Raw genomic sequence first — 13,884 nt, forward strand, 5'->3', positions numbered from 1 at the left:
CCGGTGACACGCAATCCCGTGGGCGGGCACGTGCCCGTCGCCGGCGGGCTGGCCTCGGTCGGCCTGCCCTACGCCCGTGAGATGGGCGCCGAGGCCGTCCAGGTGTTCGTGGCCAATCCGCGCGGTTGGGCCACCCCGACGGGAAACCCCGCGCAGGACGAGCTGTTCCGCGCCGGGTGCGCCGAGGCGTCGATCCCGGCGTACGTGCACGCCCCGTACCTGATCAACTTCGGCTCCCACACCGAGGCGACCGTCGAGAAGTCGGTGGAGTCCCTGCGGCACTCGCTGCGCCGGGGCCGTGAGATCGGCGCGCTCGGGGTGGTCGTGCACACCGGTTCGGCGACCGGGGGGCGCCCGCGCGAGGAGGCGTACGCGCAGATCAGGGAGCACATGCTGCCGTTGCTGGACGAGCTGACCCACGACGACGACCCGTTCCTGCTGCTGGAGTCCACGGCCGGGCAGGGCTTCTCGCTGTGCTCGCGGACCTGGGACTTCGGGCCCTACTTCGATGCGCTCGACCACCACCCCAAGCTCGGCATCTGCCTGGACACCTGTCACGTCTTCGCGGCCGGCCACGACCTCGCCGAGACGGGCGGGGCCAAGCAGACCCTGGACCTGCTGGTGGAGACGGTCGGCGCGGGCCGTCTGAAGCTGATCCACGCCAACGACTCGAAGGAGGGCGTCGGCGCCCACAAGGACCGGCACGCCAACATCGGGCAGGGACACATCGGCCGGGAGGCCTTCGCCGAGCTGATGACGCACCCCGAGACGGACGGGGTGCCCCTGATCATCGAGACGCCCGGCGGCAAGGAGGGGCACGCCGCCGACGTGGCGCTGCTGAAGGAGTTGCGCGGCCTCCACTGACGCGGAGATCCCTTGAGGAATACCCCAGGGGGGTATACGGTTCTGCCATATCGGCGGAACCGTCAGTCGGCGTTTCCCGCTCCCGGTCGAGGCATCAGGGGGTCGTCATGGAACAGGACCACGAACACGCAGCGCACCACGAACAAGCAGAGCACCACGGGCACGCAGAGCACCACGGACACGGGCACCGGGCCGAGCGGCACGGCGAGCACGGGGACCACTCCGGCCACGGCGCGGTGAGCTGGGGGACGGCGGCGCGGGCCACCCTGCACTGCCTCACCGGATGCGCCATCGGCGAGGTGCTCGGCATGATCATCGGTACCGCGCTGGGCTGGGGCAACCTCGCGACGATGATCCTGGCGATCGTCCTCGCGTTCTTCTTCGGCTACGCGCTCACCCTGCGCGGGATCCTCGCCGCCGGAGTGGACGCGCGTACGGCCGTCCGGGTGGCGCTGGCCGCCGACACCCTCTCGATCGCCGTCATGGAACTGATCGACAACGGGGTCATCGCGCTGTGGCCGGGCGCCATGGACGCCCACCTGTCGGACGGGCTGTTCTGGTTGGTGCTGGCGATCTCGCTGGCACTGGCCTTCGTGATCACGACGCCGGTCAACAAGTGGATGATCGGGCGCGGCAAGGGCCACGCGGTCGTCCACCAGTACCACCACTGACGCCCGGGGGGTCAGAGCTCGGGACCGTCGCCCGGCTCCTCCTGGTAGGAGTACCGCTGCTCGCGCCACGGGTCGCCGATGTTGTGGTAGCCGCGCTCTTCCCAGAATCCGCGTCGGTCGGCGGTCATGTACTCGATGCCGCGGACCCACTTGGGGCCCTTCCAGGCGTACAGGTGCGGGACCACGAGCCGCAGGGGGAACCCGTGCTCCGCCGTCAGCAGTTCGCCGCCCATGTGGGTGGCGAAGACGGTGCGCTCGGCGGCGAAGTCGTCGAGTCTCAGGTTGGAGCTGAAGCCGTACTCGGCCCACACCATCACGTGCGTGACCTGCGGCGCCGGCGGCGCCAACGTCAACAGGGTGCGCGCGGACACCCCGCCCCATTCGGCGCCCAGCATGCTGAACTTGGTGACGCAGTGCAGGTCCGCGACGACGGAGTCGAACGGCAGGGCCGCGAACTCCTCGTGGTTCCAGCAGTGTTTCTCACCGTCGGCCGTCGCACCGAAGACGCGGAACTCCCAGCGTTCCGGCTTGAACTTGGGGACGGGACCGTAGTGGGTGACCGGCCAGCCGCGCTGCAACCGCTGCCCCGGAGGCAGCTCCAGCTGCTCTGCTCCCGGAGATTCCCGGCTTTCCGGCTGACCCATGTCTCCATGGTGACAGACGTAGCGGGGTGGTCACGACCAGGCAAGACCCCAAACGGGCAAGTCACAGCAACTCCCACTAAGGAGGCACTTACTGGACGGCCCCCGACGGCGGTGCAAGGATGCGCGCACCTGCCCAGTCACATAGCTGACATTGCTTGGAAGGAGCCTCTGCGATGCAGGGCGACCCCGAGGTCCTTGAGTTTCTCAACGAGCAGCTGACCGGCGAGCTCACGGCCATCAACCAGTACTGGCTGCACTACCGCATCCAGGACAACAAGGGTTGGACGAAGCTCGCCCATTACACCCGTGCCGAGTCCATCGACGAGATGAAGCACGCGGACAAGATCACCGAGCGCATCCTGATGCTCGACGGTCTTCCCAACTACCAGCGCCTCTTCCACGTGCGCGTCGGCCAGACGCTGACGGAGATGTTCCAGGCCGACCGTCAGGTGGAGGTCGAGGCGATCGACCGCCTCAAGCGCGGGATCGAGGTGATGCGCGGCAAGGGTGACGTCACTTCCGCGCGCCTCTTCGAGGAGATCCTGGAGGACGAGGAACACCACATCGACTACCTCGACACCCAGCTCGAACTGATCGAGGCCATCGGCGAGCCGCTCTACATCGCCCAGCAGATCGAGCAGCCGGAGAGCTGAACCGTCCGCACCGCCCGGACCGCGGACTAGGCGGCTTCGGCCAGCTCCGCGTCGGTGGCGAGCGCGACCGCCGCCCCGCCCTTTTCCAGCAGCTCGCGCCGCGGGCACGCGCCGCGGCCGAGGATGCCCTGGATGGTGCGCACGCACGAACCGCAGTCGGTGCCGGCCTTCGTGGCCGAGGCGATCTGGCGGGGGGTGCAGGCACCCGACGCCGCGTGGTCCTTCACCTGCTTGTCGGTGATCCCGAAGCAAGAGCAGACGTACACGCGGTTCACCTCCCTGAGACGGAGCCGTTCGGCGAGCCATCCCCGATTCGGTGAGGCTTACCTAACCGTACCTAAAGTTAGGCAACCCTAAAAGCCCTCGGCACGACGATGGGGCGCGGATCACATCGATCCGCGCCCCACTGTCGTACGAAGCTACGTGCTGATCCCTACTGGTCGCGGTACATCTCGGCGACGAGGAACGCCAGGTCCAGGGACTGGCTGCGGTTGAGCCGCGGGTCGCAGGCCGTCTCGTAGCGCTGGTGCAGGTCGTCGACGAAGATCTCGTCGCCGCCGCCCACGCACTCGGTGACATCGTCACCGGTGAGCTCGACGTGGATGCCGCCCGGGTGGGTGCCGAGGCCCTTGTGGACCTCGAAGAAGCCCTTGACCTCGTCGAGCACGTCGTCGAAACGACGCGTCTTGTGGCCGGAGGCCGCCTCGAAGGTGTTGCCGTGCATCGGGTCGGTGACCCAGCCCACGGTCGCACCGGAGGCGGTGACCTTCTCGACCAGCTCGGGGAGCTTGTCGCGGACCTTGTCGGCGCCCATGCGGACGACGAAGGTCAGCCGGCCCGGCTCGCGCTCGGGGTCCAGGCGGTCGATGTAGGTCAGCGCCTCGTCCACGGAGGTGGTGGGGCCGAGCTTGACGCCGATCGGGTTGGCGATCTGCGAGCAGAACTCGATGTGCGCGTGGTCCAGCTGGCGGGTGCGCTCACCGATCCAGACCATGTGGCCGGAGGTGTCGTACAGCTTGCCGGTGCGCGAGTCGGTGCGGGTCAGCGCACCCTCGTAGTCGAGGAGCAGCGCCTCGTGGGAGGCGTAGAACTCGACGGCCTTGAACTCGGCCGGGTCGGTGCCGCACGCCTTCATGAAGTTCAGCGCGTTGTCGATCTCCCGCGCGAGCTGCTCGTAGCGCTGCCCGGACGGGGAGGACTTCACGAAGTCCTGGTTCCAGGCGTGCACCTGGCGCAGGTCGGCGTATCCACCGGTGGTGAAGGCGCGCACCAGGTTCAGCGTGGAGGCCGACGCGTGGTACATGCGCTTGAGCCGCTCGGGGTCCGGGATCCGGGCCGCTTCGGTGAAGGGGAAGCCGTTGACGGAGTCGCCGCGGTAGGTCGGCAGGGTGATGCCGTCGCGGGTCTCGGTGTCCTTGGAGCGCGGCTTGGAGTACTGGCCCGCGATGCGGCCGACCTTCACGACGGGCACGGAGGCCGCGTACGTCAGGACGGCGCTCATCTGGAGCAGCGTCTTCAGCTTGGCGCGGATGTGGTCGGCGGACACGGCGTCGAAGGCCTCGGCACAGTCGCCACCCTGGAGCAGGAACGCCTCGCCCTTGGCGACGGCTCCCAGACGGGCACGCAGCTGGTCGCACTCACCCGCGAAAACGAGCGGGGGATACGACTCGAGGTCCGCGACGACAGCGCGCAGGGCCTCGGCATCGGGGTACGAAGGCTGCTGCGCCGCGGGAAGGTCTCGCCAGGTCGCCTCGGGGGCGGGGGCTTGGGATTCAGCGTTCACGGTCACCCTGTACACACTACGGCGTCACACGGCGCGTCCAACCCGCCGCCCACTTCGTGAGACGGATGTCCCTCATGGTGATTTCCGCCGGTTCGGGACGCGTGTGGTCATCCCCCCTTCGCCCCGTCACGGTGGGCTAGGGTGGGCGCCATGTACGCGCACTCGAACCTGAACTGGTGGTGGACCGCTCCCGGCGGCCCCCCTCTCGCGCGTACCCACTGAAGCGACGAAGCGAAGGCCGCCCCGAGGGGCGGCCTTTCGTGTTTCCCGGGCCGCCCTTCCCCCCTCCGGACACCCCCGGAGCCCACCGGAAGGACGACCAGCCCACCATGACCACCCAGGCGCACGCCGGCCGACTGCTCCACCTCCTCGACGCGTCCCACCCGCCGTTCGCGCTGCTGCGCCGGCGCACCCCCGGCCGCGACCACGACATCGTGGAGGTGCTGGTCGGGGAGGTCCACGAGGTCGAGCGCCTCGCGGACCTGCCCGTCGGGGAGCTGCCCACCCTGGCCCTCGTCCCCTTCCGGCAGATCCGCGAACGCGGCTTCGACGTCCGCGACGACGGCACCCCGCTGAGCGTGCTGCACGCCTCGGAGGTCTGGGAGGTCCCGCTCGACGAGGCCCTGGCCGTCCTCCCCGACCACCGGGTGGAGGTGACGGACGGGGGCTTCGACGTCAGCGACGCGCACTACGCGGACACGGTCGAACGGGTGATCCGCGAGGAGATCGGGCGCGGCGAGGGCGCCAACTTCGTCATCCGGCGGACCTTCGGCGGCCGGATCGACGGCTTCGGCCGGGCCGACGCCCTGGCGCTGTTCCGGCGGCTGCTGGAGGGCGAGCGCGGCGCGTACTGGACGTACGTGGTGCACACCGGGACGCGGACCCTCGTCGGGGCCAGCCCCGAGGTGCACGTGCGGATGTCCGGCGGCACGGTCGTGATGAACCCGATCAGCGGAACCTACCGCTACCCGGCGGGCGGCCCGACCGTCGCATCGCTGCTGGACTTCCTCGGGGACCGCAAGGAGACCGAGGAACTCTCGATGGTGGTCGACGAGGAACTCAAGATGATGTGCACCGTCGGCGACATGGGCGGGGTCGTCGTCGGCCCGCGCCTGAAGGAGATGGCGCACCTCGCGCACACCGAGTACGAGCTGCGCGGGCGCTCCTCGCTGGACGTCCGCGAGGTGCTGCGGGAGACCATGTTCGCCGCGACGGTGACGGGCTCGCCCGTCCAGAACGCCTGCCGGGTCATCGAGCGGTACGAGAGCGGCGGGCGCGGCTACTACGCGGGGGCGCTGGCCCTCCTCGGCCTGGACGCGTCCGGGGCCCAGACCCTGGACTCCCCCATCCTCATCCGCACCGCCGACATCGCCGCGGACGGGACCCTGCGCGTGCCGGTCGGGGCCACCCTGGTCCGCCACTCGGACCCGGCGGGCGAGGTCGCCGAAACCCACGCCAAGGCCGCCGGGGTGCTCGCGGCCCTGGGGGTGCGGGAGGCCGCGCCCCGGCCGGCCTTCCGGGAGGTCCGGCTGGCGGACGACCCCCGGGTGCGGGCGGCGCTGGCCGCCCGACGGGGCGACCTGGCCCCCTTCTGGCTGCGGATGCAGGACCGGCCGGCGCAGACCCTCGGGCACGCCCTGGTGGTGGACGGGGAGGACACCTTCACGGCGATGCTGGCCCACGTGCTGCGGGTGGCCGGGCTGGAGGTGACCGTACGGGGCCACGACGATCCCGGGCTGCGCGCCGCGGCCCTGGCCTGGGAGGGCCCGGTGGTCCTGGGCCCCGGGCCGGGCGACCCCGCCGACGCCGACGACCCCAAGATGCGGACGCTGCGCGCGCTGGCCCGGGACCTCCTGGCCGGCCACCGCGGCGGCGTCCTGGGGGTCTGCCTGGGCCACGAGCTGCTCGCCGCCGAGCTGGGGCTTCCGCTGGTCCGCAAGACGGAGCCCGCGCAGGGGGCCCAGACCCGGATCGACCTGTTCGGGGCCGAGGAGGTGGTCGGCTTCTACAACACGTACACCGCGCACTGCCCGGAGGCGCTCGCGGCGGAGCTGGCCCCGCGCGGGATCGAGGTGGCCCGGGATCGGGAGACCGGCGAGGTGCACGCCCTGCGGTCGGTCGCCGGACGGTTCGCGGGGGTCCAGTTCCACCCGGAGTCGGTGCTCACCCTGCGCGGCGCGGAGCTGCTGCGCGAGCTGCTCACGGCGCTGACGACCCCGACCGGGGCCCCGGAGCGGCCCCGGCGCGCGAAGGAGACGGCGTAGCGGCGGCCCGGAGACGGCCTACGCGGCGTCCGGGTTCGCCCGACGGCCCCGGACGGCGCGGACGCCCCTCCAGGCCAGGACCACTCCCAGGCAGCCCAGCCCGCCGAGCGAGAGGCCCCGGTGTTCCCCGGGCAGGGCGAGCCCGGCGGACAGGAAGGCGCTCACCGCGTGGTCCGTCGTGTCCAGCCAGGGCTCCGTCCGGGCGCCGGGTGCGGCCCGCAGCGCGCGTACGGCGAGGAAGAGGCTGATGAGGGCGCAGGCGAGCAGGATCCATCGGAGCGCCGCGGGGATGTCCACGGGCCGAACCTATCCCCCGACCCGACTCCCGGGCGGGTCGGGGCCCGGGGGCGGTCGTCAGGAGGGGACGAGGGTGTTCTCGGAGCGGCGGCCGGCGAGGTAGTCCGCGACGTTGGCGACGGTGGTGTCGATGATCTGGCCCACCGCGTCGCTGGTGTAGTACGCCTGGTGGGAGGTGACCACCACGTGCGGGAAGGTGACCAGGCGGGCCAGGGTGTCGTCCTCGACGGCCTCCAGGGACTTGTCGAGGAAGAACACCCCGGCCTCCGCCTCGTACACGTCCAGGCCCACTCCGGTGAAGCGGCCCGCCCGCAGCTCCGTGACCAGCGCGTCGGTGTCGATCAGTCCGCCCCGGCTGGAGTTCACCAGGATCACGTCGTCGCGCATCCGCTTCAGGGCGGCCGCGTCGACGATGTGGTGGGTGGACTCCAGCAGGGGGACGTGGAGGCTGATCAGGTCGGCGCTCGCGAACAGCTCGTCCTTGTCGACGTACTTCATGCCGAGTTCCACGCAGGCCGGATTCTCGGCGACGTCCCAGCCGAGGAGTTCCATCCCGAAGCCGTGGGCGATCCGGGTGAAGGCCTCGCCGATCTTGCCCGTGCCGAGGACCCCGACGGTGCGGCCCCGGAAGTCGCGGCCCATCAGCCCGTTCAGCCGGAAGTCGAAGTCGCGGGTGCGGATGGCGGCGCGGACCACCTTGCGGTTGACGGCCATGGCCAGGGTCCAGGCGAACTCCGCCACCGAGTACGGGGAGTAGTACGACACCCGGCCGACCGTCATGCCGAGCTGCCGGGCCACGTCGAGGTCGATGTTGTTGAAGCCGGTGGAGCGCTGGGCGATCATCCTCGTCCCGCCCGCCGCCAGGGTCCGCAGGACCCTGGCGTTGAGGTCGGCGTTGACGCTGGAGGAGACGATCTCGTAGCCCGCGGCGATGGGCGCGGTGTCCTCGCTCAGGAAGACGTCGAGGCAGCGGACCTCGTGCGCTCCTTCGAAGGCGCGCTCCAGGAGCGGCTTCTCGTCGGCGGTCACTCCGAAGGCCAGGATCTCCACGCTTGCTCCCGTAGGTCGGACCATGGGTCGTTCGTCACGATACGACCCACGGTCCGGTGGCGCCGTCCGGCGGATCAGCCGAAGAAGACGCCGACCTCCCGGTACAGGGCCGGGTCCACCGTCTTCAGCTTGGCGGTGGCCTCGGCGATCGGGACGCGGACGATGTCCGTCCCCTTGAGCGCGACCATCTTGCCGAAGTCCCCGTCGCGCACCGCGTCGATCGCGTGCAGCCCGAAGCGGGTGGCCAGCCAGCGGTCGAAGGCGCTCGGGGTGCCGCCCCGCTGGATGTGGCCGAGGACCGTCGTACGAGCCTCCTTGCCGGTCCGCGTCTCGATCTCCTTGGCCAGCCACTCGCCGACGCCGGAGAGGCGGACGTGACCGAAGGAGTCCTTGGTGCCGTCCTTGAGCACCATCTCCCCGTCCGCGGGCATGGCGCCCTCGGCCACCACCACGATCGGGGCGTAGCTGGCCTTGAACCGGGAGGTGACCCAGGCGCAGACCTTGTCCATGTCGAAGCGCTGCTCGGGGATGAGGATGACGTTGGCCCCGCCGGCCAGCCCCGAGTGCAGGGCGATCCAGCCCGCATGGCGGCCCATCACCTCGACGACCAAGACCCGCATGTGGGACTCGGCCGTGGTGTGGAGGCGGTCGATGGCCTCGGTGGCGATGCCGACGGCCGTGTCGAAGCCGAAGGTGTAGTCGGTGGCCGACAGGTCGTTGTCGATGGTCTTGGGCACCCCGACGCAGGGGATGCCGTACTCCTCGTACAGCCGGGCGGCGACGCCCAGGGTGTCCTCGCCGCCGACCGCGACGAGCGCGTCGACCTCGTACTTGGCGAGGTTCTCCTTGATGGAGCGCACGCCGTTCTCCACCTTGAACGGGTTGGTGCGCGACGAGCCGAGGATGGTGCCGCCCCGGGGGAGGATGCCGCGCACCGCGGGGATGTCCAGGGGGACGGTCCGCCCCTCGACGGGCCCCCGCCAGCCGTCCTTGAAGCCGATGAACCCGTACCCGTACTCCTGGACGCCCTTGCGGACGACGGCCCTGATCACCGCGTTGAGCCCGGGGCAGTCTCCGCCGCCCGTGAGCACTCCGACCTTCATGGAATCTCCCTTCGCCATGACGGTCACGCTAGTGGTGACCCAGATCACAGCAAGGGCCCGGGAGAGGGCAATTCCGGTGAAACAAAGGGGTTTTGCGTACGCACGTTCACTCGTACGAAGACGTAAGTACGACCTTCGCCCGTGGACTCGCACACCCGCCCGGGGCTCGGGAGCGGGCTACACCTCGTCCAGGCCACGCTCGATGGCGTACCGGACGAGCTCCACCCGATTGTGCAGTTGGAGCTTGCCGAGGGTGTTCTGCACGTGGTTCTGCACCGTGCGGTGGGAGATGACCAGGCGCTCCGCGATCTGCTTGTACGAGAGGCCCTTGGCCACCAGCCGCAGCACCTCGGTCTCCCGGTCGGTCAGTTGCGGGGCCTTGGGCTCGTCGGCCGCGGTCGGGGCCGGGTCGGTGGCCAGGCGCCGGTACTCGCCGAGGACCAGGCCGGCCAGGCCGGGAGTGAAGACCGGGTCCCCGGCGGCGGTGCGGCGGACGGCGTCGATCAACTCCTGGGCCCCGGCGGACTTCAGGAGGTAGCCGGTCGCACCGGACTTCACCGCCTCCAGCACGTCGGCGTGCTCGCCGCTGGCCGACAGGACTAGCACGCGCAGCGCCGGATCGGCGCCGACCAGCTCCTTGCAGACCTGCACCCCGGGCATGCCCGGCAGGTTGAGGTCGAGGACGATCACCTGCGGGACGACGGCCCGCGCACGGCGCACGGCCTCGGGGCCGTCCCCGGCGGTGGCGACCACGTCGAACCCGGCCGCGGCCAGGTCGCGGGCGACCGCGTCGCGCCACATCGGATGGTCGTCGACGACCATCACCTTGATCTCGTGGAGCTCGCTCACTGGGTCCTCCCCCTCGGTACTTTCAGTTCCACTTCGGTGCCCTGTCCGGGGACGGACACCAGCTCGGCGCTGCCGCCGAGGTCACGCAACCGGCCCCGTATGGACAGGGCCACGCCCATCCTGCCCTCGCCCGCGGCCTGGTCGAGCCGGCCGGCCGGGATGCCGGGCCCGTCGTCCCGGACGGTCACGACCACCTCGTCGCCCCAGTCCTCGACGAGGATCCAGGCCCGCGCCCCGTCGCCCGCGTGCCTGCGCACGTTGTCCAGCGCGGCCGAGACGGCGGCCGCCAGCTCCCGCGCCGCGGGCGGGGCCAGGAGCACGGGGGCGCCGGGCTCGGCGAGGCTGACCCGGGAGCCGGCGTGCGGGGCGAGCAGGGAACGCAGATCCAGCTCCCCTTCGTCGGCGCCGGGTTCCTCCACCTCGTAGCTGGCCACCAGGGCGCCCCGCGACTCGTCGCGCGAGATCCGGGAGGGCTGGAGGAGACCGCTGGAGACCAGGGTGCGCAGGGCGACCTCCTGTTCCCCCGCCATCCGGCCGATCTCGGCTGCCTCGCCGCCCAGTTCGGTGCCGCGCCGCTGGACCATCGCGAGGACCTGGAGGACCCCGTCGTGGATGTCACGGGCGAGGCGCTCGCGCTCGCGGGTGACGGCCTCGATCTCCAGGGCGCGGGCGAGGGTCGCCTCGCTGGCCCGGGCGACCTCGACCACATAGCCGATGGCGATGGAGGCCACCCAGACGAGCAGCACGTTGTGCAGGGTGTCGCGGGTGGGGTTGCCGCCGTGGATGGCGATGTTGGCGGCGGCCACGAAGGTGGAGGCGAAACAGGCCCAGCGCCAGCCGCCCTTGAGGGCGAAGGCGAGCACCGCGCCCGCCGTCCAGATGGTCGGGAGGGTGGGGCCGCCGCTCGCGATCCGCCCGTGGTCGTCCACGAACGGGGTGAGCAGGATACCGGCCAGCGCGACGGCGAGGTCGGCGACGAGGAAGCCCCTGGTGCAGCGGGCCGCGCCGGCCACCCGGGGCTGGGTGGCGAGCGTCCACACGGCGAGGGCGGCGAGGTAGCCGGCCGCGGGCCAGGGGTGGGGGAAGTGCTTGTAGGCGGTGGCGAAGAGCACCACCGCGTAGACCATGGTGAGCAGCCGGTAGGCGGTCAACGCCCGCCACAGCGGCTGCTCGACCGACATCCGTACGACGCGCTCGCGCTTCGCCATCTCCCCCGCCCCCCGTGTGCGCGGCGCGCGCCCGCGCCGCCCGCCCTACTGTGCCGTCCGGTCCTCGCCGCCGTCGGCCTTCTTGTCCGTCTTCTCGGCCTTGGCCGCCTTCTCGGCGTCCGCGATCTGGCGCTTGGCGGCCGTGGCGTAGATGTCCACGTACTCCTGGCCGGAAAGCTTCATGATCTCGTACATGACCTCGTCGGTCACCGAGCGGAGGATGAAGCGGTCCCCGTCCATGCCGTGGTAGCGGCTGAAGTCCAGCGGCTTGCCGATCCGGATCCCCGGACGCATCAGCTTCGGGACCACCTTGCCGGGCGGCTGGATCTTCTCCGTGTCGATCATCGCCACGGGGATCACGGGGGCGCCGGTGGCGAGGGCCACCCGGGCCAGACCGCCGGGCTTGCCGCGGTAGAGGCGGCCGTCGGGTGAACGGGTCCCCTCGGGGTAGATACCGAACAGCTCCCCGCGTTCGATGACGTCGATGCCGCTCTTGATGGCGGCCTCGCCCGCGCCGCGCGCGCCGGAGCGGTCCACCGGAAGCTGCCCGACGCCCTTGAAGAAGGCGGCCGTCAGCTTGCCCTTGACCCCGGGGGAGGTGAAGTACTCCGCCTTCGCGATGAAGGTGACCTTGCGGTCCAGTACGGCCGGGAGGAAGAAGGAGTCGGAGAAGGACAGGTGGTTGCTCGCGAGGATCGCCGGCCCCTCCGCGGGAATGTTCTCGAGGCCCTCCACCCACGGCCTGAAGGCGAGCTTCAGAGAACCGCCGATCGAGAACTTCATTGCGCCGTAGATCAACTCGAAAGCCTTCCTGTGTCTGTCGAACAGACCTTATCCTCTGCCCCCGCTCGGAGCGGCCCGACGACCCTGGTCGGTGCCACCCCGGTCGCGTACGGTGAAGTCACACAGCGCAACGCACCCGTACCCCGATACATCCTGATCAACAAGGAGACTCTGGTGCCCGTCCTCCCTGGAGCAGAGCCGTTCCGCCACGAGGGCGGACAGGTCGGCGTGCTTCTCTGCCACGGCTTCACCGGTTCGCCGCAGTCGCTGCGACCGTGGGCCGAGTACCTGGCCGCGCGCGGGCTCACCGTGTCGCTCCCGCTGCTGCCCGGACACGGGACGCGCTGGCAGGACATGCAACTCACGGGCTGGCAGGACTGGTACGCCGAGGTCGACCGCGCGCTGCGGGAGCTGCTGGACCGGTGCGAGCGGGTGTTCGTCTTCGGGCTGTCCATGGGCGGCGCGCTGACGCTGCGGCTGGCGGCCAAGCACGGGGACTCGATCGACGGCATCGTGCTGGTCAACCCGGCGAACAAGGTCCACGACCCGCTGGCCGTCGCGCTCCCCGTGGTCAAGCACTTCGTCCGCTCGACGCCCGGCATCACCAGCGACATCGCGAAGCCGGGTTCCGAGGAGGTCGGCTACGACCGGATCCCGACCCGGGCCGCGCACTCGCTGAGGCAGTTCTTCCGGCTGGTGGACACCGAGCTGCCCCAGGTCACGCAGCCGCTGCTGCTCCTGCACAGCCCCCAGGACCACGTCGTCCCGCCGGTGGACTCGGCGCGGATCCTGGCGCGGGTGTCGTCGACGGACGTCACCGAGACCCTGCTGGAACAGAGCTACCACGTCGCGACGTTGGACCATGACGCGGAGCGGATCTTCGCGGACAGTTATGCGTTCGTCGGACGGCTCGCGGAGAGCGTCGGCAGGGAGGGGGCGGCCAGCGGTGGCTGAGCACGAGGAGCCGGCGGGGGGAGTTCCCCCGTTGGACGAGGAAGCGGCGTGGGCCGCGATCGTCGCCGGGTACGGGCAGGAGCCCGCGGACCCACCGGGGGCGAGACCGTTCCGCCCGATTGAGAACCTGATGTTGCCGGAGGAGGACGTCACGCCGGAGGCCCCGGCGGCGCCGTCGGAACCGGCGGAGCCCGCGGCGGGGCCGGCGCCGGCCCTGGGCAGCTCGGTGATCTTCGCCCCGGGCGTGGACGCGGGCGCCGGTCCCCGGGACCACTCCCTGGCCGAGCCGAAGGAAGACGACCTGAGCGCGGCGGAGGAGGGACACTTCGTCCCGCCCGAGCCGGAGCTGCCGCCGGCGGACGCCACGGCGAAGTTCGCGTGGCTGGCGGTGGTCGGCGGACCGGTGCTGCTGTTGCTGGCGGTGCTGTTGCAGTGGGAGATGACCTGGTGGCTGACCACCCTGGGCATCGGCGGTTTCCTGGGCGGCTTCGCCACCCTGGTGGGCCGCATGGCGCACGGAGACGACGACGAGGACGACCCGGGCCGCGGCGCGGTGGTGTGACGACGCCGGTGTGATGTCCCGGGTGTGCGGGGCGGAGCCCGGTCTCGGACCGGACCCCGCCCCGCACACCGTTGGGGCGGAGCTAAGGGCTGTCCCGTCATCCGTGGTGGATCAGCGCGCGGCGTCGGATGCGGTGCATCGCAAGGCGGAGGGACGCCCGAATACCGGACCTATTCGGGCGTCCCGACAACGCGGCGAG

Annotated in this window: 15 protein-coding genes; 6 read left to right on the forward strand and 9 right to left on the reverse strand. The window is 71.1% G+C overall.

Going from position 1 to position 13,884, the window contains the following annotated elements; genetic code table 11:
• Nucleotides 1-3: 3 nt before the first annotated feature.
• Together ACIOD1_RS19795 and ACIOD1_RS19800 are read left to right on the forward strand one after the other, a co-directional pair.
• The gene (locus ACIOD1_RS19795) at nucleotides 4-864 is read left to right on the forward strand and encodes a deoxyribonuclease IV (RefSeq protein ID WP_365613595.1); all 861 of its coding nucleotides are present in this window, start codon (nucleotides 4-6) and stop codon (nucleotides 862-864) included.
• A gap of 107 nt (nucleotides 865-971) precedes the next feature.
• Complete coding sequence (locus ACIOD1_RS19800) at nucleotides 972-1,535, forward strand: DUF4396 domain-containing protein (protein WP_365613598.1); 564 nt, start codon at nucleotides 972-974, stop codon at nucleotides 1,533-1,535.
• An 11-nt stretch (nucleotides 1,536-1,546) separates the two neighbouring features.
• Here ACIOD1_RS19800 and ACIOD1_RS19805 read toward each other — a convergent pair whose 3' ends face one another.
• A complete protein-coding gene (locus ACIOD1_RS19805; protein WP_365613601.1) occupies nucleotides 1,547-2,179 on the reverse strand; it encodes a sulfite oxidase-like oxidoreductase in 633 nt (210 codons plus the stop codon).
• Nucleotides 2,180-2,352: 173 nt separating this feature from the next.
• On the opposite strand from ACIOD1_RS19805, the gene bfr reads away from it, so the two are divergent.
• Nucleotides 2,353-2,832, forward strand: a complete 480-nt coding sequence (bfr, locus tag ACIOD1_RS19810; protein ID WP_365613603.1) for a bacterioferritin — start codon at nucleotides 2,353-2,355, stop codon at nucleotides 2,830-2,832.
• Nucleotides 2,833-2,858: 26 nt separating this feature from the next.
• On the opposite strand, the gene ACIOD1_RS19815 is transcribed toward bfr, so the two are convergent.
• Nucleotides 2,859-3,107, reverse strand: a complete 249-nt coding sequence (locus ACIOD1_RS19815; protein WP_365613606.1) for a (2Fe-2S)-binding protein — start codon at nucleotides 3,105-3,107, stop codon at nucleotides 2,859-2,861.
• Between the two features lie 158 nt (nucleotides 3,108-3,265).
• Nucleotides 3,266-4,621 (reverse strand): class II 3-deoxy-7-phosphoheptulonate synthase, encoded by a 1,356-nt coding sequence (locus ACIOD1_RS19820; RefSeq protein ID WP_365613608.1) that lies wholly within the window; start codon nucleotides 4,619-4,621, stop codon nucleotides 3,266-3,268.
• A gap of 323 nt (nucleotides 4,622-4,944) precedes the next feature.
• On the opposite strand from ACIOD1_RS19820, the gene ACIOD1_RS19825 reads away from it, so the two are divergent.
• Nucleotides 4,945-6,879 carry an anthranilate synthase family protein gene (locus ACIOD1_RS19825; RefSeq protein WP_401903612.1) on the forward strand — a complete coding sequence of 645 codons (1,935 nt, stop codon included), beginning with the start codon at nucleotides 4,945-4,947 and terminating at the stop codon, nucleotides 6,877-6,879.
• A gap of 18 nt (nucleotides 6,880-6,897) precedes the next feature.
• On the opposite strand, the gene ACIOD1_RS19830 is transcribed toward ACIOD1_RS19825, so the two are convergent.
• The 6 genes from ACIOD1_RS19830 to ACIOD1_RS19855 form a co-directional block, all read right to left on the reverse strand.
• Nucleotides 6,898-7,176: a hypothetical protein gene (locus ACIOD1_RS19830; protein WP_401903614.1), complete on the reverse strand. Its 279-nt coding sequence runs from the start codon at nucleotides 7,174-7,176 to the stop codon at nucleotides 6,898-6,900.
• A 57-nt stretch (nucleotides 7,177-7,233) separates the two neighbouring features.
• Nucleotides 7,234-8,226, reverse strand: a complete 993-nt coding sequence (locus ACIOD1_RS19835; RefSeq protein ID WP_401903616.1) for a 2-hydroxyacid dehydrogenase — start codon at nucleotides 8,224-8,226, stop codon at nucleotides 7,234-7,236.
• A 74-nt stretch (nucleotides 8,227-8,300) separates the two neighbouring features.
• Nucleotides 8,301-9,329 (reverse strand): 6-phosphofructokinase, encoded by a 1,029-nt coding sequence (locus ACIOD1_RS19840; protein WP_365614970.1) that lies wholly within the window; start codon nucleotides 9,327-9,329, stop codon nucleotides 8,301-8,303.
• A 177-nt stretch (nucleotides 9,330-9,506) separates the two neighbouring features.
• Complete coding sequence (locus ACIOD1_RS19845) at nucleotides 9,507-10,151, reverse strand: response regulator transcription factor (RefSeq protein ID WP_365614973.1); 645 nt, start codon at nucleotides 10,149-10,151, stop codon at nucleotides 9,507-9,509.
• A gap of 23 nt (nucleotides 10,152-10,174) precedes the next feature.
• Nucleotides 10,175-11,386 carry a MacS family sensor histidine kinase gene (gene macS / locus ACIOD1_RS19850; protein ID WP_365613620.1) on the reverse strand — a complete coding sequence of 404 codons (1,212 nt, stop codon included), beginning with the start codon at nucleotides 11,384-11,386 and terminating at the stop codon, nucleotides 10,175-10,177.
• 45 nt (nucleotides 11,387-11,431) lie between these two features.
• The gene (locus ACIOD1_RS19855) at nucleotides 11,432-12,184 is read right to left on the reverse strand and encodes a lysophospholipid acyltransferase family protein (RefSeq protein ID WP_365613623.1); all 753 of its coding nucleotides are present in this window, start codon (nucleotides 12,182-12,184) and stop codon (nucleotides 11,432-11,434) included.
• 159 nt (nucleotides 12,185-12,343) lie between these two features.
• On the opposite strand from ACIOD1_RS19855, the gene ACIOD1_RS19860 reads away from it, so the two are divergent.
• Complete coding sequence (locus ACIOD1_RS19860) at nucleotides 12,344-13,123, forward strand: alpha/beta fold hydrolase (RefSeq protein ID WP_365613626.1); 780 nt, start codon at nucleotides 12,344-12,346, stop codon at nucleotides 13,121-13,123.
• Nucleotides 13,116-13,685, forward strand: coding sequence for a hypothetical protein (locus ACIOD1_RS19865; protein WP_365613629.1), 570 nt, complete (start codon nucleotides 13,116-13,118; stop codon nucleotides 13,683-13,685). The genes ACIOD1_RS19860 and ACIOD1_RS19865 overlap by 8 nt, the downstream gene beginning before the upstream one ends.
• Nucleotides 13,686-13,884 lie beyond the last annotated feature (199 nt).

Source organism: Streptomyces sp. NPDC088097, from assembly GCF_044741845.1.
GTDB lineage: Bacteria > Actinomycetota > Actinomycetes > Streptomycetales > Streptomycetaceae > Streptomyces.

Excerpts from the sequence above, each read along its gene's own strand:
- ACIOD1_RS19800 (WP_365613598.1), top strand. The coding sequence starts at position 972 with ATGGAACAGGACCACGAACACGCAGCGCACCACGAACAAGCAGAGCAC.
- ACIOD1_RS19805 (WP_365613601.1), bottom strand. The coding sequence starts at position 2,179 with ATGGGTCAGCCGGAAAGCCGGGAATCTCCGGGAGCAGAGCAGCTGGAG.
- bfr (WP_365613603.1), top strand. The coding sequence starts at position 2,353 with ATGCAGGGCGACCCCGAGGTCCTTGAGTTTCTCAACGAGCAGCTGACC.
- ACIOD1_RS19825 (WP_401903612.1), top strand. The coding sequence starts at position 4,945 with ATGACCACCCAGGCGCACGCCGGCCGACTGCTCCACCTCCTCGACGCG.
- ACIOD1_RS19840 (WP_365614970.1), bottom strand. The coding sequence starts at position 9,329 with ATGAAGGTCGGAGTGCTCACGGGCGGCGGAGACTGCCCCGGGCTCAAC.
- ACIOD1_RS19845 (WP_365614973.1), bottom strand. The coding sequence starts at position 10,151 with ATGGTCGTCGACGACCATCCGATGTGGCGCGACGCGGTCGCCCGCGAC.
- macS (WP_365613620.1), bottom strand. The coding sequence starts at position 11,386 with ATGGCGAAGCGCGAGCGCGTCGTACGGATGTCGGTCGAGCAGCCGCTG.